This is a genomic window from Paenibacillus sp. FSL E2-0178 (assembly GCF_038593005.1).
In the GTDB taxonomy this organism is placed as follows: domain Bacteria; phylum Bacillota; class Bacilli; order Paenibacillales; family Paenibacillaceae; genus Paenibacillus_AQ; species Paenibacillus_AQ phytohabitans.
The window spans coordinates 4,206,154-4,222,691 of the sequence record NZ_CP151953.1; the positions used below are offsets into that span (position 1 = coordinate 4,206,154).

Below are 16,538 nucleotides of genomic sequence, written 5' to 3' on the forward strand. Positions count from 1 at the left end.
ACATTATACATCCAATAAAAAATAAGCCTCAGGACCCAATATTTAGGATCATGACGGCTTACTTTTTCATAATTATTTCATAATTTATAAATCAGAATCCGGCAAAAGTAGTGAATTTATAAATATGGCAGCTGAGCATTATCCTGATTTCGGAGGCTGCAATGCACGCATACTGTTGAGCACGGCAAGCACGGTTACCCCGACATCGGAGAATACGGCCTCCCACATGGTAGCAATTCCGAACGCTCCCAGCAGCAGGAAGACGGCCTTGACCCCCAGCGCAAAAATAATATTCTGCCACACAATGGTCCGCGTGCGCTTGGCAATGCCGATAGCGGCGGCAATCTTCGAGGGTTCATCCGTCATGATTACAATATCTGCCGCTTCAATAGCTGCATCGGAGCCAAGTCCGCCCATGGCGATCCCGACATCGGCTCTAGCCAGCACCGGAGTATCATTAATCCCGTCTCCGACAAAAATAATCTTCTCCTTCGGTCCCTTCTCCCGCTCCAGCCGTTCAATCGCTTCGACCTTATCTCCGGGCAGCAGCTCCGCATGAATCTCCTGAATGCCCAGCTGTCTGCCGACGGACTCGGCTACAGATGCAGCATCACCGGTCAGCATGACGGTCTTGCGGATTCCCAGCGCGTTCAGCTCCTGAATGGCCCGCTGTGCATCCTCTTTCACTTCATCAGCAATAACGATATAACCGGCATACTGCTTATCGACAGCAATATGAACTACAGTGCCGCTCTGCTGCGGGATCTGGCTTGCAATCCCCTCCCGTTCCATCAGCCGTGCATTCCCGGCCAGGACCGCCTTGCCTTCGACTGTGACAGCAATGCCGTGCCCGGAAATTTCATTATAGTCCGTGACGGCTTCTCCAGGGATGACCTCTCCGTAAGCGGAGCGGATCGATTCGGCAATCGGATGACTGGAATGGCTCTCGGCATAAGCAGCAATCCGCAGCAATTCCTGCGGGTTGAATCCTTCCGCCGGATAATTCCCGGTCACGCTGAATTGCCCTTTGGTTAAGGTTCCCGTCTTATCAAATACAACAACCTTCACATCATTTAATGCTTCCAGGAAATTGCTGCCCTTGACCAGAATACCGTTCCGCGAAGCGGCCCCGATACCGCCGAAGAATCCGAGCGGGATCGATACCACAAGCGCACAGGGACAAGAAATAACAAGAAAGACGAGCGCACGGTAGATCCAGTCCGAGAACGTGGCTCCGCTGAGTACCAGCGGCGGAACCACCGCCAGCAGCAGGGCTGTTATCACTACTACCGGCGTATAGGCACGGGCAAATTTCGTGATGAAGTTCTCTGTCTTCGCTTTATTATTGGTCGCATTCTGCACCAGCTCCAGAATCTGCGAGACTGCCGATTCGCCGAAATCCTTGGTCACCTCAATGGTAACCACACCATTGCGGTTAATGAATCCGCTCAGCACCTGGCTGCCCGGCTGGGTTGACCGGGGCACGGATTCACCGGTCAGCGCCGAGGTATCCATCATCGCGCTGCCTTCCAGAATGATGCCATCCAGCGGTACCTTCTCGCCCGGCTTAACCACGATGCTGTCTCCAACTGCTACCTCTTCCGGCGAGACCTTGCGCAGATTACTGCCTTCCTTCAAGTAGGCAAATTCCGGCCGGATATCCATCAGCGCTGTAATCGAACGGCGTGAACGGTTCACCGCCATCCCCTGGAACAGCTCACCTACCTGATAGAAGAGCATAACCGCAACGCCTTCCGGATACTCTCCGATGGCAAAGGCCCCGATGGTCGCCAGCGCCATCAGGAAATTCTCATCAAACACCTGGCCGCGGATAATATTCCGCGCGGCAGACCAGACTACCTCACCGCCGACGATAAGATACGCTGCCAGGAAGATTAACAGTTCCGCGATTCCACTGACCGGGAGGAACATCCCGGCAGCAGCCAGAACGGCTCCGCCGGCCAAACGCAGCAGGATTCTGCGCGTACCGCTTTCCCCGTGCTCATGGCTGTGGCCGTGACTGTGGTCATGACCGTCCTCAGCGGCAGAGGTATGACTATGGGTATCCTCTGCAGCCGCATGGTCATGACCGTGTGTGTCAGCATGGGCATGCGGCTCTCCGCCCGGATGGTCATGCTCCTGACCCTGAGTAGCTACGCGGCGTACCTGGCCTGGGCTGCCAGCAGCCAGCGGCTTCTTGACCGCCCGCGAAGCGGTGACTTCACGCAGCTTCACATGCGGTTCAAGTGCAGTGACAGTATGCTGCGCCTGTTCAGCTACTTCTTCTGCAGCAGAAGCAGCGGTCTCCAGCGTCATGGTCTTCATCGCAAAGTTCACGGAACAGGAAGATACCCCTTCGATCTTCTTGACCTTATTCTCAATCTTCATGGCGCAATTCGCGCAGTCCAGACCCTCGAGTACCCATTTACGCTTCACATTACCTTGTACCGTATTCAAATGACTCATCTCCCTTGGTAAAACCTATATATGAGTATTTGTTCATATGTTAACTTACACATATTATATTCCCCTGAATCTTGCAGTGTCAATGCACTCCGCGCATAGTTTTTGGCTTTTTCATGAAAAATAACAATTAAAACAACGTTAAATAAAACTTATCTAGCTTGAACTGGAGAAGGTGCGGTATACCGGTAATTGAAGCGACAGGGATTTTTGCGACAACTAGCTCTGAAACGAAAATAAACTTGCTGCAAACCCTTGTAAATTAACTTCAGCCGTCATAATATTAACATATGAGCAATCATTCATATGTTAACTGAAAAGAGGTTTTACCCATGAATCATTCTAAAAATTCCGGCACGACAAAGCAGAATGGGGCACCTGATGGTAAGGATTCGGGGCATTCGGGGCATTCAACCCACTCAGACTACTCAGATCAATCAGAGCAGCACCAGCACGGCGAGCACGGGAACGGCAAAGACCCGCACAACGGGCACAAGGCTGCGGATCATTCCCATTCGAATTCGCACTCACACTCACACTCACACTCTCATTCCCATGCACCGGATAATAAGAAAGGCCTGCTGATCGCCTTAATTATTACCGGCGGCATTATGTTTCTCGAATTCTTCGGCGGCCTTGTCACCGGCAGTCTGGCCCTGTTATCTGACTCCGGGCATATGCTCAGCGATACCGCCTCGCTGGCACTGAGCCTGGTTGCGATGATTATTGCCGCGAAGCCGCCGTCATCGAAGAACTCCTACGGGTTCTTCCGGTTTGAGATTATGGCAGCCTTGTTCAACGGGGTGACGCTGTTTGTTATCGCCGGCTTTATTATGTGGGAGGCGTACCAGCGCTTCTTCTCGCCTCCGGCTGTTGCCAGCGGAACCATGATGGTGATTGCCGCTGTCGGACTGCTGGCCAATCTCATCAGCGCCTGGTCGCTGATGCGCAAGAGCGAAGCTAAAGACAACATCAATATCCGGAGCGCTTATCTGCATATTATGGGCGATGCCCTCGGCTCCGTCGGCGCCCTGATTGCCGGCCTTATCATGAATCTGTTCTCCTGGTACGTCGCAGATCCTATCATCAGCGTGCTGGTTGCCCTTCTCATTCTGCGCAGCGCCTGGGGTGTCATCAGACAGGCCTTTCATATTCTTATGGAAGGTACTCCGCTCACGGTGAATATACGTGATGTGCAGGAAACATTGCTGGGAATCGAAGGGGTCATTGATGTGCATGACCTGCATATCTGGACGATTACCTCCGGACTGGATGCACTCAGCGGCCATCTGCTGATCGGGGATCACACTGACCACCAGCAGGTGCTGCAGCAGGCACTTAAGGTTGTGGAAGACAAATTTGGCATTCACCACACTACCCTGCAGATTGAGAATTCTTCCTTGAAGCATAGGGAGCTTCCTGTGTAATTGGGAGGCTTTTGCAGGACAAGGCATAATTGTTGTACATATTGCAACTTGGGTTCATAGATACCAGGGTGTAGGGGATAATTGTTGTATGAAATGCAAGAATATTCCCGCTAAGCCGCCTGGAAGAGGAAGAATCCTGTATTTTGTACAACAATTTTGAATTAACGCCGTTTTACTGAGCGGAATGTTGTATTTCGTACAGGATTTTAGCTCGAACCAGTTAATTCATTCACCCCACAATACAAAAAGGGAATGTCCCCGAGCAGCCTATTCGCAGCTGCCGGGACATTCCCTTGTTCATGTTCAGAGCTATCTATTCATGCCGGATATGCTCATGGGTCTGCAGGAAGATCTGCTCCACATGTGCATCATTCAGCGAGTAAAATACAGTCTTGCCTTCCTTGCGGCGTTTCACAATCCGCAAATTGCGCAAGTAACGGAGCTGGTGGGAAACAGCGGACTGTCCCATATCCAGGATCGACGACAAGTCATGCACACATAACTCTTGTTGGGATAAAGCGTAAATGAGCCGTACTCTGGTCGGATCGCCGAGTGCCTTGAACATCTCCGCCATCTTGTCTGTAGTCCCGCGGTCAGGCAGGATCAATGCCATAGATTCCGGTTCCAGCTCGGAACCATTGCATGTGTTGTCGCATTCTTCAAGTGCCGCTGGCTCCATGCTCTCGCCCTCCTCCATATGCTTATCCGGCTTCACCGGCCGTTAATAGTTACTTCTACGATTAATTATAGAAAAAACTGCGGTCAATGTCCATGGAGAGAAATGTAGAACAGGAGAGACAGCACATAACTGGTATAAGCAGAGCAAACTATAAGTTAGAAATATCAGCATAATCACACGCACAAATTATTATATCCTACTCCGCAATAACCCTGCCTTTATACCGCTTTACGCCAAAAGAAGAACAACCCCGCTCCCAGAAATAACGCCAGGCTCCCGGACACTACAATCATCAGGCTCTCCACAGGCAGGTTGAAAGCGCCGAACCGGTCCTTCCCGAAAGGCGACATGGCAAGCATCGGCTGCACCCATGGATAATACGGCCCGTATGTTGCTGAGTTCGCGATCAGGATATTGGGGATGGTGAAGCATACATTTAGCGCTAGAGGAGCGCCAAAGCTGCTCCAGCCCTGGGATACGGCCAGCTGCAGCGCAGCCAGCGGCAGGCAGGCGAACCAGCCGCCGAACAGGCTGGTCAGCAGCAGTTCCCAGGGAATCGCTCCCTCCGCACCGCGGTACAATCCCATCCCCAGCAGAGCTGCAAGAAACAGCAGCTGCACAGCAGCCAGGAGCGCCATAACCATTGTATATTTGGCCAGGTATACCGAGGTCCGTCTAACCGGCAAGGCAAGCAGCAGCTTCCAGCCGCCGTCACTATGCTCATTGCGGCAGATCAGAGCCGCGAAGATGCCCGAGAGCACCGGAAGGAATAACATGGCGTGAATAACCGACATGGCACTGAGCAACACCTGCCAGGTGAATACCCCGTCCGGTTGCCGGTCTGCGACAGCCCCGACGGCCAAGGCGATCAGCGGGCTGATCAGCACCAGCAGCCAGACCCAGGACCCCGACATCTTCAGCCGCTCCGCAGACATAATTCGCAAGAATGGTCTCATCTTCAGGCCACATCCTTTCGGGCGAAATGCAGGGCTCCCGGCAGCAGCACTATGACTCCAAGGAGCAGGCCTGCCCCGCTGAATAACCAGGGATGCTCAGCATTCCAGGCCAGGGAAGGCCAGGATAACGGAATCCACTCAGAGAGGAATACCGAGAACAGGCTGAGCAGCGACAATGTCATACCCAGAGATACGGGAAGCGTCTGGTTACGGCTGGACAAGGACAGCCACAGCTGCAGCACAATGACAGGCATAGCCGCTGCGTAAGAAGCAAATCCTATCCGCAGGACATCCGCATAAGGAATGGGCTGTGTACTGAATCCGAGCAGCAGACCCAGGAAGACGGTCCCTGCCGACAGCAGGAGACAAGACACCACAAGCAGCAGCAGGCAGATCAGCAGCTTGGACATGAACACAGCCGTGCGCGAGACAGGCAACGCCAGCAGCTGCTTCCACGAACTCGTCTGATGCTCGATATTTGCAATCAGCGAGCAGACCAGTGTCCCGCCGAGGTACAAGGCTACCGGTACGAAATCGGACACATTGCGAAGCAGGCCTCCCCACAAATCCGCCTGGTATTGATTCCGCAGATAATCATAGCGGAGCCCGAAATTCACTCCCTGCATGGCAATCAGACCGACCGGTCCGAGGAACACCAGGAACCATAAGCCTTTGCCACGGATCTTGAGCCAGTCCGCCGACAGTGCACGCCACATCATGATTGCCCTCCCCCAACTACCTGCAGGAAGAATTCCTCCAGCGATTGTCTGTGCTCTTCCACTCTGTAGACCGCATGGCCGTCCTCGACCAGCTCTTTGACCAGGAGCGATACTCTGGCATCACTCATCCGGGGCAGGATCAGCCTTCCCTCCTGCAGCTCACCGCCGCACCCGCGCCGCAGTGCAGTCACCAGCGCAGCTTCCGGCTCCGATACCGCCAGGCTCAGATTGCCTGCCGCCTGCTCCTGCAGATGGGCAATCGTATCCTGATAGACCATCTGCCCCTCACGGATAATGCCGACGGTTCCGGCCATTTGCTCGATTTCGCTCAGCAGATGGCTGGATACCAGAACCGTAATTCCCTGCTCTTCCGGCAGCCGCTTAATCAGTGAGCGGATTTCCTGAATGCCCGACGGGTCCAGCCCGTTGGTCGGTTCATCCAGAATCAGCAGCTCCGGGCTGCCGAGCAGCGCAGCGGCAATGCCCAGCCGCTGCTTCATGCCCAGCGAGAAGCCTTTGACCGGCCTTTTCTCTTCCCCGGTAAGCGAGACAATATCCAGCACCTCGGCAATGCGCGGCTTCGGCACATCCAGAATCCGGCGGATTGCCTCCAGGTTGTCCAGGGCACTCAGATGCCCGTAATAGGAAGGGGACTCCACCAGAGAGCCTACTTTGCGCAGGATTTGCAGCTTGTTCCGGCGCAGCTCCCGGCCAAAAATTTCGATACTGCCGGAGGTCGGCTTAATCAGACCCAGCAGCATACGGATCGTTGTTGTTTTGCCGGCGCCGTTCGGACCGAGGAATCCATAGATTTCCCCTTGTCTGATATTCAGATTCAGTTCCTTCACGGCCGCACGGCCACGGTATTCCTTAAGCAGAGCTCTTGTTTCTATTACTGTATCCTTCATTCTCTTCACCTCGGTATTCAGCATAACGTCCCAAGGTTAAAAGCGCGGAAGCAGCAAGTTTAAATTTTGTTTAAATTTTCCGGTCCGGCATTTTGTTCAAATTATCCGGTCCGGCAGCCGCTTCCAGATTGTAATCCCGGTGCCCTGCCCCGTACTCTCCATACTCCATTCCAGCTCCATCCGCTTGAGCAGCAGATCAACAATGGACAGGCCAAGGCCCGCCCCTTTGGAATCGGTACTCCCGTCCAGGCCGCCGCCATGGTCCGAGATTACAAGGACACGGTTACCGCCGCGGATCTCTGTAAAAATACCTACATATAAACCGCTGCGCGCATGACGCAGAATATTCTGGAACAGATTATCAAGCACCCTGCGGAACCAGCTGACATCAACATTCCAGTAGAGCGGCGCTGCCTCCAGATCAATCTCAATCTGATACCCCTCCTTCTCCCAGAGCGGGTACCAGGCCGCAGCGCTCTCCCGCAGCAGTCTCAGCACATCCTTCTGCTCCAGCTTGAGCGTCATCCGCCCGCTGTTCAGCAGATTATAGGCCAGCAGATTGTCAATCAGCCCTCCGAGACTCTCGATCCGCTGATCCATCAGCTCAAGGGATTCCTGGCCGCGCGCCGATAAATCCTCCTTGCCCAGCACATGCAGATGGCTGCGGATCACGGTGAGCGGGGTTCGCAGATCATGTGACAGGTCGGCAACCAGGCGCTTGCGCAGGCCCTCTTCTTCCGTCTCTCTGGAGCGGCTGGCGGCAAGCTCTGTCACCATCGTATTGAATGCCTCCTCAAGCCGCCCAATTTCATCAGGTTTGCCCGGAATAACCGCCTTAGGAAGACCCTCCCGTCCGGTAAAAACCATAGCGGTCTGCAGACGCAGCAGCCTTCTGCGAATCATAATGAAGAAGAACCAGGAGCTGCCGATGAAGACTATGAAGAATATCATCATGACTACCATATACCACGTATTCAGACCCTGGGCGTATTTCACATTCGTGATTACTTCCGGAATCTGCATGACCATGAAGCCCTCGCCCGCTGCAGCCTGATCCCCCACAAAAGCAACAATTGCCAGCGGTTTAAGCGCTGCGCTATCCTTCATGAAGGACACCGTGTCGGCGGCTGTCCAATAAGAGGGAACCTCCCTGGCGGCATGGCCGCCCTCCAGCAGCGGGGGACCTGAGGGTACCGTGATCAGTTGCGTTCTGCCCTCGTTATCTACCCAGAATATTCGGGCCAGATGGTAGGTTTCGCTCAAAGCCCGGAGACGCTCAGTGATCCCCTCCGGAGGCTGTCCAAGCAGCTTACGCGCTTCCTCATGCCATATAATTTCCAGCTTATCGACGCTTGAATACAGCGCATATTCCTCGGGGGGATCTTCACGGGTGAATCCGCCAAAGGTGCTGTACAGAATAATAGTAAGGGGTACAACAACGGGAATAAACAACAGCGCAGCAATAATAATAAGTAGATACCGGAAGAGCAGGGAACGGCGCAGAAATTGGAAACACCCCGCCCTCTTCATCCTCTCACCCGGTAACCGATACCCCTGACCGTCTCAATAATCTCCGGCGCAGCCGGATCAAGCTCCAGCTTCTCGCGCAGATACCGGATATGTACCATAAGTGTCTTGTCGCCTTCGATATAGCTTTCGCCCCAGACGGCTTCGTAAATCTGCTCCTTGGTCAGAATCTGGCCAAGATGGCGCAGCAGATAAGAGAAGATCTGGAACTGCTTGCCGGTAAGCATGATCTCCCGTCCGCTTGCGGCTTCCGTAACCACACTGCTGCCCGGACTAACCACCAGATGCTTAAGAATCAAGGGAGCAGGGGCAGCCGTGCCGCTTCTTCTTAACAGGACTTCAATCCTGGCTGCCAGCTCATCGGGATGAAACGGCTTGGTTAAATAATCATCCGCGAATTCCAGCCCCTGGAGCTTATCGTCAATGGAGGTACGCGCCGAGAGCATCAGGATCGGCAGCTCCGGGTATACCCGCTTCAGCCGCTGGCCGACGGTGAACCCGTCCAGTCCCGGAAGCATCACATCCAGTATCACCAGCTGGCAGCCCTCAGCCGCTTCCAGCGCGCCTTCTCCGCTCTCCAGCCAGCGGACAGCATACTCCCGTTCCCGCAGATCCGCAGATACTGCGTTGCCAATCTCACGGTCATCTTCTACATATAGTACTGTAACACCCACGCAGAACCTCTCCCCTCTCTCCTTCAAATAACATAATAAATCCCCGGAAGCAGGCAGCCTTCAAGACTGCGCTCCGGGGAGAATGGATCTTGCTGATTCAGGCACTGAATCCGAAATGTGCCGGCGGCTTCTCTTCCGGCTTCCCGAAGAGATACCCCTGCCCCAGATCCATGCCGAGGTCACGGCAGAAGAGAAACTCCTCCCGGCGCTCGATTCCCTCGGCGAGCACCTTTGCACCGAAATCCCCGGCCCGGGAGATAATATCCCGCAGAACGTTCTGCTTGTCCTTATTCTGATCGCAGAAGCTGATCAAATCACGGTCGATTTTGACATAATCGGGCTGCAGGCTGGACATCACTTCTACAGTCGAATACCCCGCACCGACATCATCCAGCGCAACCAGCATACCCTGCTGGCGGTATTCGGCAAAAATGGCGCGGAGATGCGGCATATCGTTTATTTTTTCCGTTTCCACCACTTCAAATACATAATCCTCCGGATTCTGATCCAGCCGCTGAATCGTCTCGAACGTATGCGTGAGACAATACTTGGGATTATAAATAGAGGAGGGCAGAAAGTTAATGAACCGCTTGATGCCCTTCGGCAGCATTCTTGTACTTGTCTCAATGGCTGAAATCCTGGCCGCGCGGTCAAGAAAGGAATGGAATCCTGTACGCCGGGCAATCTCAAACAGCTCATACGGCTGAAAATGATTCCCTTGCGGCAGCGGCCGCAGCAGCAGTTCAAAGCCAATAATCTCTTCGGAGAAATTCACAATCGGCTGCATGTGGCTGCAGAAATCATGGCTCATAATAATCGAAACCAGATTCTCGCTGGAAAAGCGGACCTTCAGCTGATCCAGAGTCAGCCAGCGCTCCAGAGTAATGCGGGCTCCTCTGCCCTTAATGCATAAGGACAAGGAGATCTGCTGCTGCTGCTCGAATACCTCCAGCCGTCCTAACAGCTCCAGCAACTCTTCTTTACAACGGTAGGGAATGATACAGGTCCTGCTTGTCCCGAATACTTCATATCCTGCATTCCTTACCGCAGCGGCAAGCGGAACAGAATAGGGGCGCAGCTTCAGCTCCCCTTCATCTTCAATCGGGTCTATGTCAGCGCAGTCAACACAATTCATGGCAATCGCCTCCGCCTCAGGATGTCAAAATACTGAGGCAAGTATAGCATGATTTCCCATGTTCCATCTATTATTTACGGACATGCGGCACAACGCGGCAAGGCCCTTCCCGAACCCTAAGGCTCGGGAAAGGCCTGATCATAAACATTACCTCTATTATTATAAAGGACTGGGTCCCTTCAGTACCGCCGTTTGCTTACTTGGATACCGCAGCAGTCCCCTGCCATACTCCGTGTTCCTTATTTTTGCCCATATATTCAATCCGTGTCGGGGAGAGCTCCAGGATTACATAATCGGGATCATCCGGTCCCTTGAACCATTGCTCCAAGGAAGTGTTCCATACTTTCGAACGCAAACCCTCATCTTTGGTGACAGCTACGGTAGCCTCAATCTCCAGCACATCCTTGCCGCCGCCCTGCTCGTAACCCAGCAGCAGACAAGCATTCGGATTATCCTTAAGCTCCTCTACCTTATGGGTCTTGCGGTTCGTAGCCAGATAAATGTTCAATCCGTCATGAAATACCGCCATATAACGCACCTTAGGTTTGTTGCCGGCTTCTATCGTGCCGAAGGACCCGAACTTGTTGTCATCCAGCACCTGTATGATCGTTTTCTCCAGCTCTTTGTTATCCATTGACGAGAAAGCTCCTTTCGAATTCATGTGAATATAAGTTTATATATTCACATCCGCAGTTTGGATTTATTATAAAAACTGTGCTTATTATAGTGTACCCGTTCGGTTCATAATGAATCCCGGACTATGTTCATAAATTCACCCAGAAGGAGTCTCTCCCCTTGAAAAAATTAATCTGGATCGGCTGTCTCTCCTATTTCGTCATCGGCCTTGCCCATGTGGTGCTGGGCTCTATTCTGCCTGTGCTGCTCCAGCATTATGACCGCAGCTACAGTGCCGGAGGCGAGCTGATCTTCAGCCAGTTCGGCGGCTTCCTCGCCGGTGTGCTGGTCTCGCCGCTGCTGAACCGCCGCTTCGGCAAACGCGGGGGCATCCTGATCGCCACCGGGCTGCTGGTCTGCGCCGAAACGGCCTACGCCTTCCTCCCGCCCTGGGGCTGGATGTACGTGATCGCGATAGCTGCAGGCTTCGGCTTCGGCATGATCGAAGCTGTCATCGGCACGATTATTATCGCCGCGATTACCGAAGGAACGGCAATTGCCATGAGCCGGCTGGAGGTGCTATTCGGTGTAGGCGCGCTGCTCATGCCGCTGGCCGCAAGTCCGCTGATTGCCGCCGGCAGCTGGAGGCTGGCTTTCCTGATCGTTGCCGCCTTTTCTCTGGTTTCGCTGCTCTTCTGGGCGAAGAGCAGCTTCGGTCCGCTCCAGCGTGTGCTGGATGAGCGGCCGTCACGCCCTGCCGCTGCCGCGGCCTCCGCAGACGCAGCAGCAAGTGCAACAGTACCCGCCGCCGGCAAATCCGGACGCCTGCCCTACAAAGGTAAACAGTGGGTACTGCTTGGCCTGTTCATCGTCTTCTTCTTTCTCTATGTAGGTACCGAGATGAGTCTGGTCAATTTCATGCCGGCGATCTTCATCGCCAAGCTTGGCATGAGCGAAGCTGCGGCAGCGCTGACGGTTACCTTCTTCTGGCTGGCTATGTCGGCGGGCAGACTATTCGCCGGTGTGGTTGCCGAGCGGATTTCCTACCGCATCTATGTGCTCATCAGCTGCTTCGCCGCTTTGCTGCTGCTGGTTATTTTCCCGTTCGCAGAGCACCGGATTGCCGCATTCGCTGTCATTCTGCTGCTCGGGCTGTTCATGTCCGGCATCTTCTCCATCGCCCTGGTCTTCGCAAGCAAGCTGCTGCCCGGTGCGGAAGAATCCACGCCAAGCATCATGATCGCCTCGGGCGGAATCGGCGGCGCGGTGCTGCCGCTGCTGACCGGCTGGTCCATGAACCATATGCAGGTGGCCCAGACATCGGGGCTTCTGGCCGCTTTTGCCGCCGTATTATTCCTGCTTAGCGTGGCCGCCTGGAAAATCGGGTAATATAATAAGCAAGTTCAATATCCTGTGAATAAGGACGGAACCCCTATATGGCTGAGCTTCACTCCGAGAGACCCGAACCGCTGCTGCATACTGCATTGCTGCAATTCATTTTCCCCTTCTCCATCAAGGCCGGACAGGACAAAGAGCTGGCCCAGCGTCTGCAGCAGGAAGGATTTACGCGTTTTTTTCTCGATAACAAGGATCTTGAGCATGCTTATTACGGGGAGGGCTACTGCGTGTCCCATGAGAAAATGGAGCGCAGCTACCTGCCGTTCGCCGCTCATGTCCTCTTTCCGCGTGAGAAGGATGCTGATTCCTTCCGCCGCTTTTCCCGGGTGAACAATCTGCTGTGCCAGCTTGAAATGCCGTTTCAATCCGTGAATTTCCGCGTGCTGTCCACGGATGTGTTCCTCTGCCCGTTTGAGCTTGGTTTCCTGACCATAAGAGTGGCTATTGAAGAAGAGCATCTCTCCTTCAGCACTGCGCTGGAATTCGCCGACCGCTTCCGTACACTGGAGGACGTATCCTACCAGGATAAGCAGTCCTTTATCCATTGTCATAAGAAGTCTTTTGGACAGGTAGAGGATTTCGTATTCAAGAATCTGGTTGCCGGGCTGGAGCCGTTTCTCGACCCTGCGGAGATCGATGGCGCGTATTTTGAGACCTTGCCTTTTTTCGTGGATGAACGGATGCTGGTGCAGGCTTTCTATGGCTTCAACCGCGTGGAAGAAATAGATGAGATCAGTGTCGAGCTGCGCTACCGTGCCTCCCAGCTGGATGGGCTGAATATGGAGGGTAAACCCTATACCAGTGCCAGCGATCCCGAATATATCGAACAGTATACCTCTGAGCATTGCTACAGCCGCTGGGGGCCGGACACCTATTATATGACCAATGAGCAGACCTTCTGCTGCCTGAGTCGGGCGGAAACTGACATCGCCACCCAGCTGATTAATCAGATGTACGGGGAGTATTATTACGGGCTGCTGCTGAGTATTTTTCATAAAATCGTGCTGCTGAAGCTGGCCAATCTGCATTCCCGGCTGCGCATCAACCACGATTATGACGAGATCGAGAATCTGATCTTCCTGATTAATAAGTTCTCGGCCAAATTCTACTTTCTGGAGCTGATTTCGCAGTCGCAGGGACGGGAGATCTTCTTCCAGCTGCGCAAGGTTTACGGCAATGACGCCCTGTTCGATGAAGTGAAGATGACCTTGAATGACCTGTTCCAGTATCAGGATAAATTCCAGGCCAAACGCCGGGATACGCTGCTGATGGTCCTGACTGTATTTACGGTAATAAGCGGGATTTACGGAATGAATCAGGTCATTGAGGACTTGAAGGCACCGATCGATTGGAGCAAAATGCTGGAGTACTCTGCGTTTGAGTACCTGGCGCTGTTCCTCACCTTCTCCGGGATCGCAGTCAGCCTGGGCCTGACGCTGAGGGAGGCGTGGAACGGAATACGCAGCCGCCGTAAGAAGCGGTTCTATGATAAGGATTGAGGGGCCACTGGACAACAGCGGAACTGCCGTCTATAATACACCGTAAGAACATAGCAATACCCGTGAACTTCATAGAACCAGGGGTGCTGGAATTGGCCGGCTGAGATTGTATCCCACAAGATACTGACCCTTATACCTGATCTGGATAATGCCAGCGTAGGAATCTTCATTCAACCCCGAGCCCCTTCATGGGCCTGAAGTTGAACTCACCTTGCGCAAGTAACTGGCGTCCCGGTCTCCGGGGCGCTTTTTGGTATGGGTTACTCTGAATTTTGGAAGACTAGGGATTGCTGGAAGGAGAGAGAAGAGAAATGGGAGTCAAAAAAGTATTACCGCTGCTGCTCAGCTCTATGCTTGTGCTCGTGATGGCCGGATGCGGCAACGGGAACGGCAACCCGGGCGGCAATGCCGGAGGCAGCACACCTGCCGCCGGGAACAGCACCGCTGCACCTGAAGCAACTGCAGCCGGCACCACCAACGCGCCTAAAGAGCTGACCCCGGTTAAGATTGCGCTGGATTGGACGCCGAACACGAATCACACCGGCCTGTATACCGCCAAAGAGCTGGGGTATTACGCAGAGGAAGGTCTTGACGTAGAGATCGTGCAGCCGGGTTCCGCCGGTTCGGATACGATGGTCACTTCCGGTGAAGCCCAGTTTGGCATCAGTGCACAGGAGGCGCTCACCCTGGCCCGCCTGCAGGATGTGCCGCTCGTATCCATCGCCGCTATCATTCAGCATAATACCTCCGGCTTTGCCGCTCCAAAGGACCGCAACATTAAGACGCCGAAAGACTTCGAAGGCAAAACCTACGGAGGCTGGGGCTCTCCTGCGGAAGAAGCAGCCATGAAAGCCATCATGGACCCCGATGGCGGAGATGTCTCCAAAGTGAAATTGGTGAATATCGGCGAAGCTGACTTCTTCACTGCGGTGAAACGCGATATCGACTTCGCCTGGATCTTCTACGCCTGGACCGGGATTGAAGCCGAGCTGCGCGGCGAGCCGCTGGATATGCTGTACCTGAAGGATTACGCGCCGCAGCTGGATTACTACACACCGGTGCTCACAACCAGTGAGAAGGAAATCGCCGAGCATCCGGAAGTGGTGAAGGCTTTCCTCAAAGCTACGTCGAAAGGTTACCAATACGCGATCGACAACCCGGAAGAAGCGGCCACTGTCCTCTCCGACGCTGTGCCTGATCTTGATCCCGAGCTGGTGCTGGCCAGCCAGAAATGGCTCAGCCCGAAATACAAGGACGATGCCGCCCGCTGGGGTGAGCAGAAGCTAGAAATCTGGCAGAATTATGCCGACTGGATGTACGGCCTGAAGCTGCTCGATAAGCCGCTGGATGCCGCAAGTACGTTTACGAATGAATTTTTGCCGGAAGGCCAGTAAACACCGAGTGGAATAGTAATGACACTAACTCACATGAGAGGAATGAATAATAAATGGCTAATACACTGCTTAGCATTCAGGTAATTCCCAAGACTCCAAACAATGAGGATTCGATCCCTTACGTGGACACTGCGATTGAGGTAATTCAGAAGTCGGGGGTCAAGCATCAGGTGAATCCGCTTGATACCACCATGGAAGGCGAGCTCACGGAGCTGCTGGAAGTTGTACGTCAGATGCATGAGGCACTGATTGCCTCCGGCAGCCCGAGCGTGATCTCCCAGATCAAGATCGCCCATAATCCCAGCGGCATTAGCATGGACAAGCTGACGGAGAAATACCGGCCGTGAGAAGCACCTGGAGACAAATCTGGCCGCCCCTTGTGGCGGTCATCTTTTTTCTGGGCGCATGGCAAATTGCGGTATCGGTGTTCCATATCCCGGCCTGGCAGCTGCCCAGCCCGTCCGATATCGCGCGTGAATCACGCGGCAACGCCTCCGGGATCTGGGCGCATACGGCCGCAACGCTGCGGCTGACCCTGATCGGCTTCCCGGTCGGCACCGGCATCGGCCTCATTGTGGCTCTGCTGCTCCATCTGCTGCCCTGGCTTAAGCGAGCGCTCTACCCGCTGCTGATCCTCAGCCAGAATGTGCCCTCCATTGCCCTTGGACCGCTGCTGATTATCTGGTTCGGCTTCGGCCTGCTGCCCAAAATCGTCCTGATCACCCTCGTCTGCTTCTTCCCGGTTGCCGTAGCGGCCATGGGCGGGCTGGCGCAAAGCGACAGGGTAATGTTGAACTATATGAAAATGGCCGGTGCAAGCAACTGGCAGATCTTCACCAAGCTGGAGCTACCCGGCTCCCTGCCCTCCCTGTTCTCAGGGCTCAAAATCTCCGCGACCTATGCCGTCATGGGCGCAGTGGTTGCCGAGTGGATTGGCGCGGACAAAGGGATCGGCTATTATATGCTGCTGCAGAAGGCCTCTTACCGCACGGACCGGATGTTCGTGGCCATTGTCATTATTGTGCTGCTGAGTCTGGTGCTGTTTGCACTGATTGCCCTGCTGGAGAAATGGCTCGTGCGCTGGAAACCGCGCAAGGAAGCTTAACACGCACAGGGTAACAATACACGCTATACTGAGCACGTT

At 54.1% G+C, this 16,538-nt stretch carries 15 protein-coding genes and 1 riboswitch; of the genes, 6 read left to right on the forward strand and 9 right to left on the reverse strand.

Annotation, left to right across the window (positions count from 1 at the left end):
* Positions 1-138: 138 nt before the first annotated feature.
* Positions 139-2,457, reverse strand: coding sequence for a heavy metal translocating P-type ATPase (locus MHI42_RS18245; RefSeq protein ID WP_342420265.1), 2,319 nt, complete (start codon positions 2,455-2,457; stop codon positions 139-141).
* Positions 2,458-2,795: 338 nt separating this feature from the next.
* On the opposite strand from MHI42_RS18245, the gene MHI42_RS18250 reads away from it, so the two are divergent.
* Positions 2,796-3,890 carry a cation diffusion facilitator family transporter gene (locus tag MHI42_RS18250; protein ID WP_342420266.1) on the forward strand — a complete coding sequence of 365 codons (1,095 nt, stop codon included), beginning with the start codon at positions 2,796-2,798 and terminating at the stop codon, positions 3,888-3,890.
* A gap of 313 nt (positions 3,891-4,203) precedes the next feature.
* Here the strand turns inward: MHI42_RS18250 and MHI42_RS18255 are convergent, their stop codons facing one another.
* The 8 genes from MHI42_RS18255 to MHI42_RS18290 form a co-directional block, all read right to left on the reverse strand.
* Complete coding sequence (locus MHI42_RS18255) at positions 4,204-4,569, reverse strand: metalloregulator ArsR/SmtB family transcription factor (RefSeq protein ID WP_039299548.1); 366 nt, start codon at positions 4,567-4,569, stop codon at positions 4,204-4,206.
* A gap of 218 nt (positions 4,570-4,787) precedes the next feature.
* Positions 4,788-5,525, reverse strand: a complete 738-nt coding sequence (locus MHI42_RS18260; protein WP_342420267.1) for an ABC transporter permease — start codon at positions 5,523-5,525, stop codon at positions 4,788-4,790.
* A 2-nt stretch (positions 5,526-5,527) separates the two neighbouring features.
* Positions 5,528-6,244: an ABC transporter permease gene (locus MHI42_RS18265; protein ID WP_342420268.1), complete on the reverse strand. Its 717-nt coding sequence runs from the start codon at positions 6,242-6,244 to the stop codon at positions 5,528-5,530.
* A complete protein-coding gene (locus tag MHI42_RS18270; protein ID WP_042133070.1) occupies positions 6,241-7,152 on the reverse strand; it encodes an ABC transporter ATP-binding protein in 912 nt (303 codons plus the stop codon). The genes MHI42_RS18265 and MHI42_RS18270 overlap by 4 nt, the downstream gene beginning before the upstream one ends.
* A gap of 96 nt (positions 7,153-7,248) precedes the next feature.
* Complete coding sequence (locus MHI42_RS18275; protein WP_342420269.1) at positions 7,249-8,682, reverse strand: HAMP domain-containing sensor histidine kinase; 1,434 nt, start codon at positions 8,680-8,682, stop codon at positions 7,249-7,251.
* Positions 8,679-9,353, reverse strand: a complete 675-nt coding sequence (locus tag MHI42_RS18280) for a winged helix-turn-helix domain-containing protein (RefSeq protein WP_171720290.1) — start codon at positions 9,351-9,353, stop codon at positions 8,679-8,681. Before MHI42_RS18280 ends, MHI42_RS18275 begins: the two co-directional genes overlap by 4 nt.
* A 97-nt stretch (positions 9,354-9,450) precedes the next feature.
* Positions 9,451-10,488 (reverse strand): EAL domain-containing protein, encoded by a 1,038-nt coding sequence (locus MHI42_RS18285; RefSeq protein ID WP_342420270.1) that lies wholly within the window; start codon positions 10,486-10,488, stop codon positions 9,451-9,453.
* A 196-nt stretch (positions 10,489-10,684) separates the two neighbouring features.
* On the reverse strand, positions 10,685-11,122 hold the full coding sequence (locus MHI42_RS18290; protein ID WP_336103826.1) for a pyridoxamine 5'-phosphate oxidase family protein: 438 nt from the start codon (positions 11,120-11,122) through the stop codon (positions 10,685-10,687).
* Between the two features lie 161 nt (positions 11,123-11,283).
* On the opposite strand from MHI42_RS18290, the gene MHI42_RS18295 reads away from it, so the two are divergent.
* The 5 genes from MHI42_RS18295 (at position 11,284) to MHI42_RS18315 (ending at position 16,499) form a co-directional block, all read left to right on the forward strand.
* Positions 11,284-12,492: an MFS transporter gene (locus MHI42_RS18295; protein WP_342420271.1), complete on the forward strand. Its 1,209-nt coding sequence runs from the start codon at positions 11,284-11,286 to the stop codon at positions 12,490-12,492.
* Between the two features lie 47 nt (positions 12,493-12,539).
* On the forward strand, positions 12,540-14,000 hold the full coding sequence (locus MHI42_RS18300) for a hypothetical protein (protein ID WP_342420272.1): 1,461 nt from the start codon (positions 12,540-12,542) through the stop codon (positions 13,998-14,000).
* A 69-nt stretch (positions 14,001-14,069) separates the two neighbouring features.
* Positions 14,070-14,180: riboswitch (TPP riboswitch) on the forward strand.
* A 131-nt stretch (positions 14,181-14,311) separates the two neighbouring features.
* The gene (locus MHI42_RS18305; protein ID WP_342420273.1) at positions 14,312-15,394 is read left to right on the forward strand and encodes an ABC transporter substrate-binding protein; all 1,083 of its coding nucleotides are present in this window, start codon (positions 14,312-14,314) and stop codon (positions 15,392-15,394) included.
* Between the two features lie 53 nt (positions 15,395-15,447).
* The gene (locus MHI42_RS18310) at positions 15,448-15,741 is read left to right on the forward strand and encodes an MTH1187 family thiamine-binding protein (protein ID WP_039299512.1); all 294 of its coding nucleotides are present in this window, start codon (positions 15,448-15,450) and stop codon (positions 15,739-15,741) included.
* Positions 15,738-16,499, forward strand: a complete 762-nt coding sequence (locus MHI42_RS18315) for an ABC transporter permease (protein ID WP_039299509.1) — start codon at positions 15,738-15,740, stop codon at positions 16,497-16,499. The genes MHI42_RS18310 and MHI42_RS18315 overlap by 4 nt, the downstream gene beginning before the upstream one ends.
* Positions 16,500-16,538 lie beyond the last annotated feature (39 nt).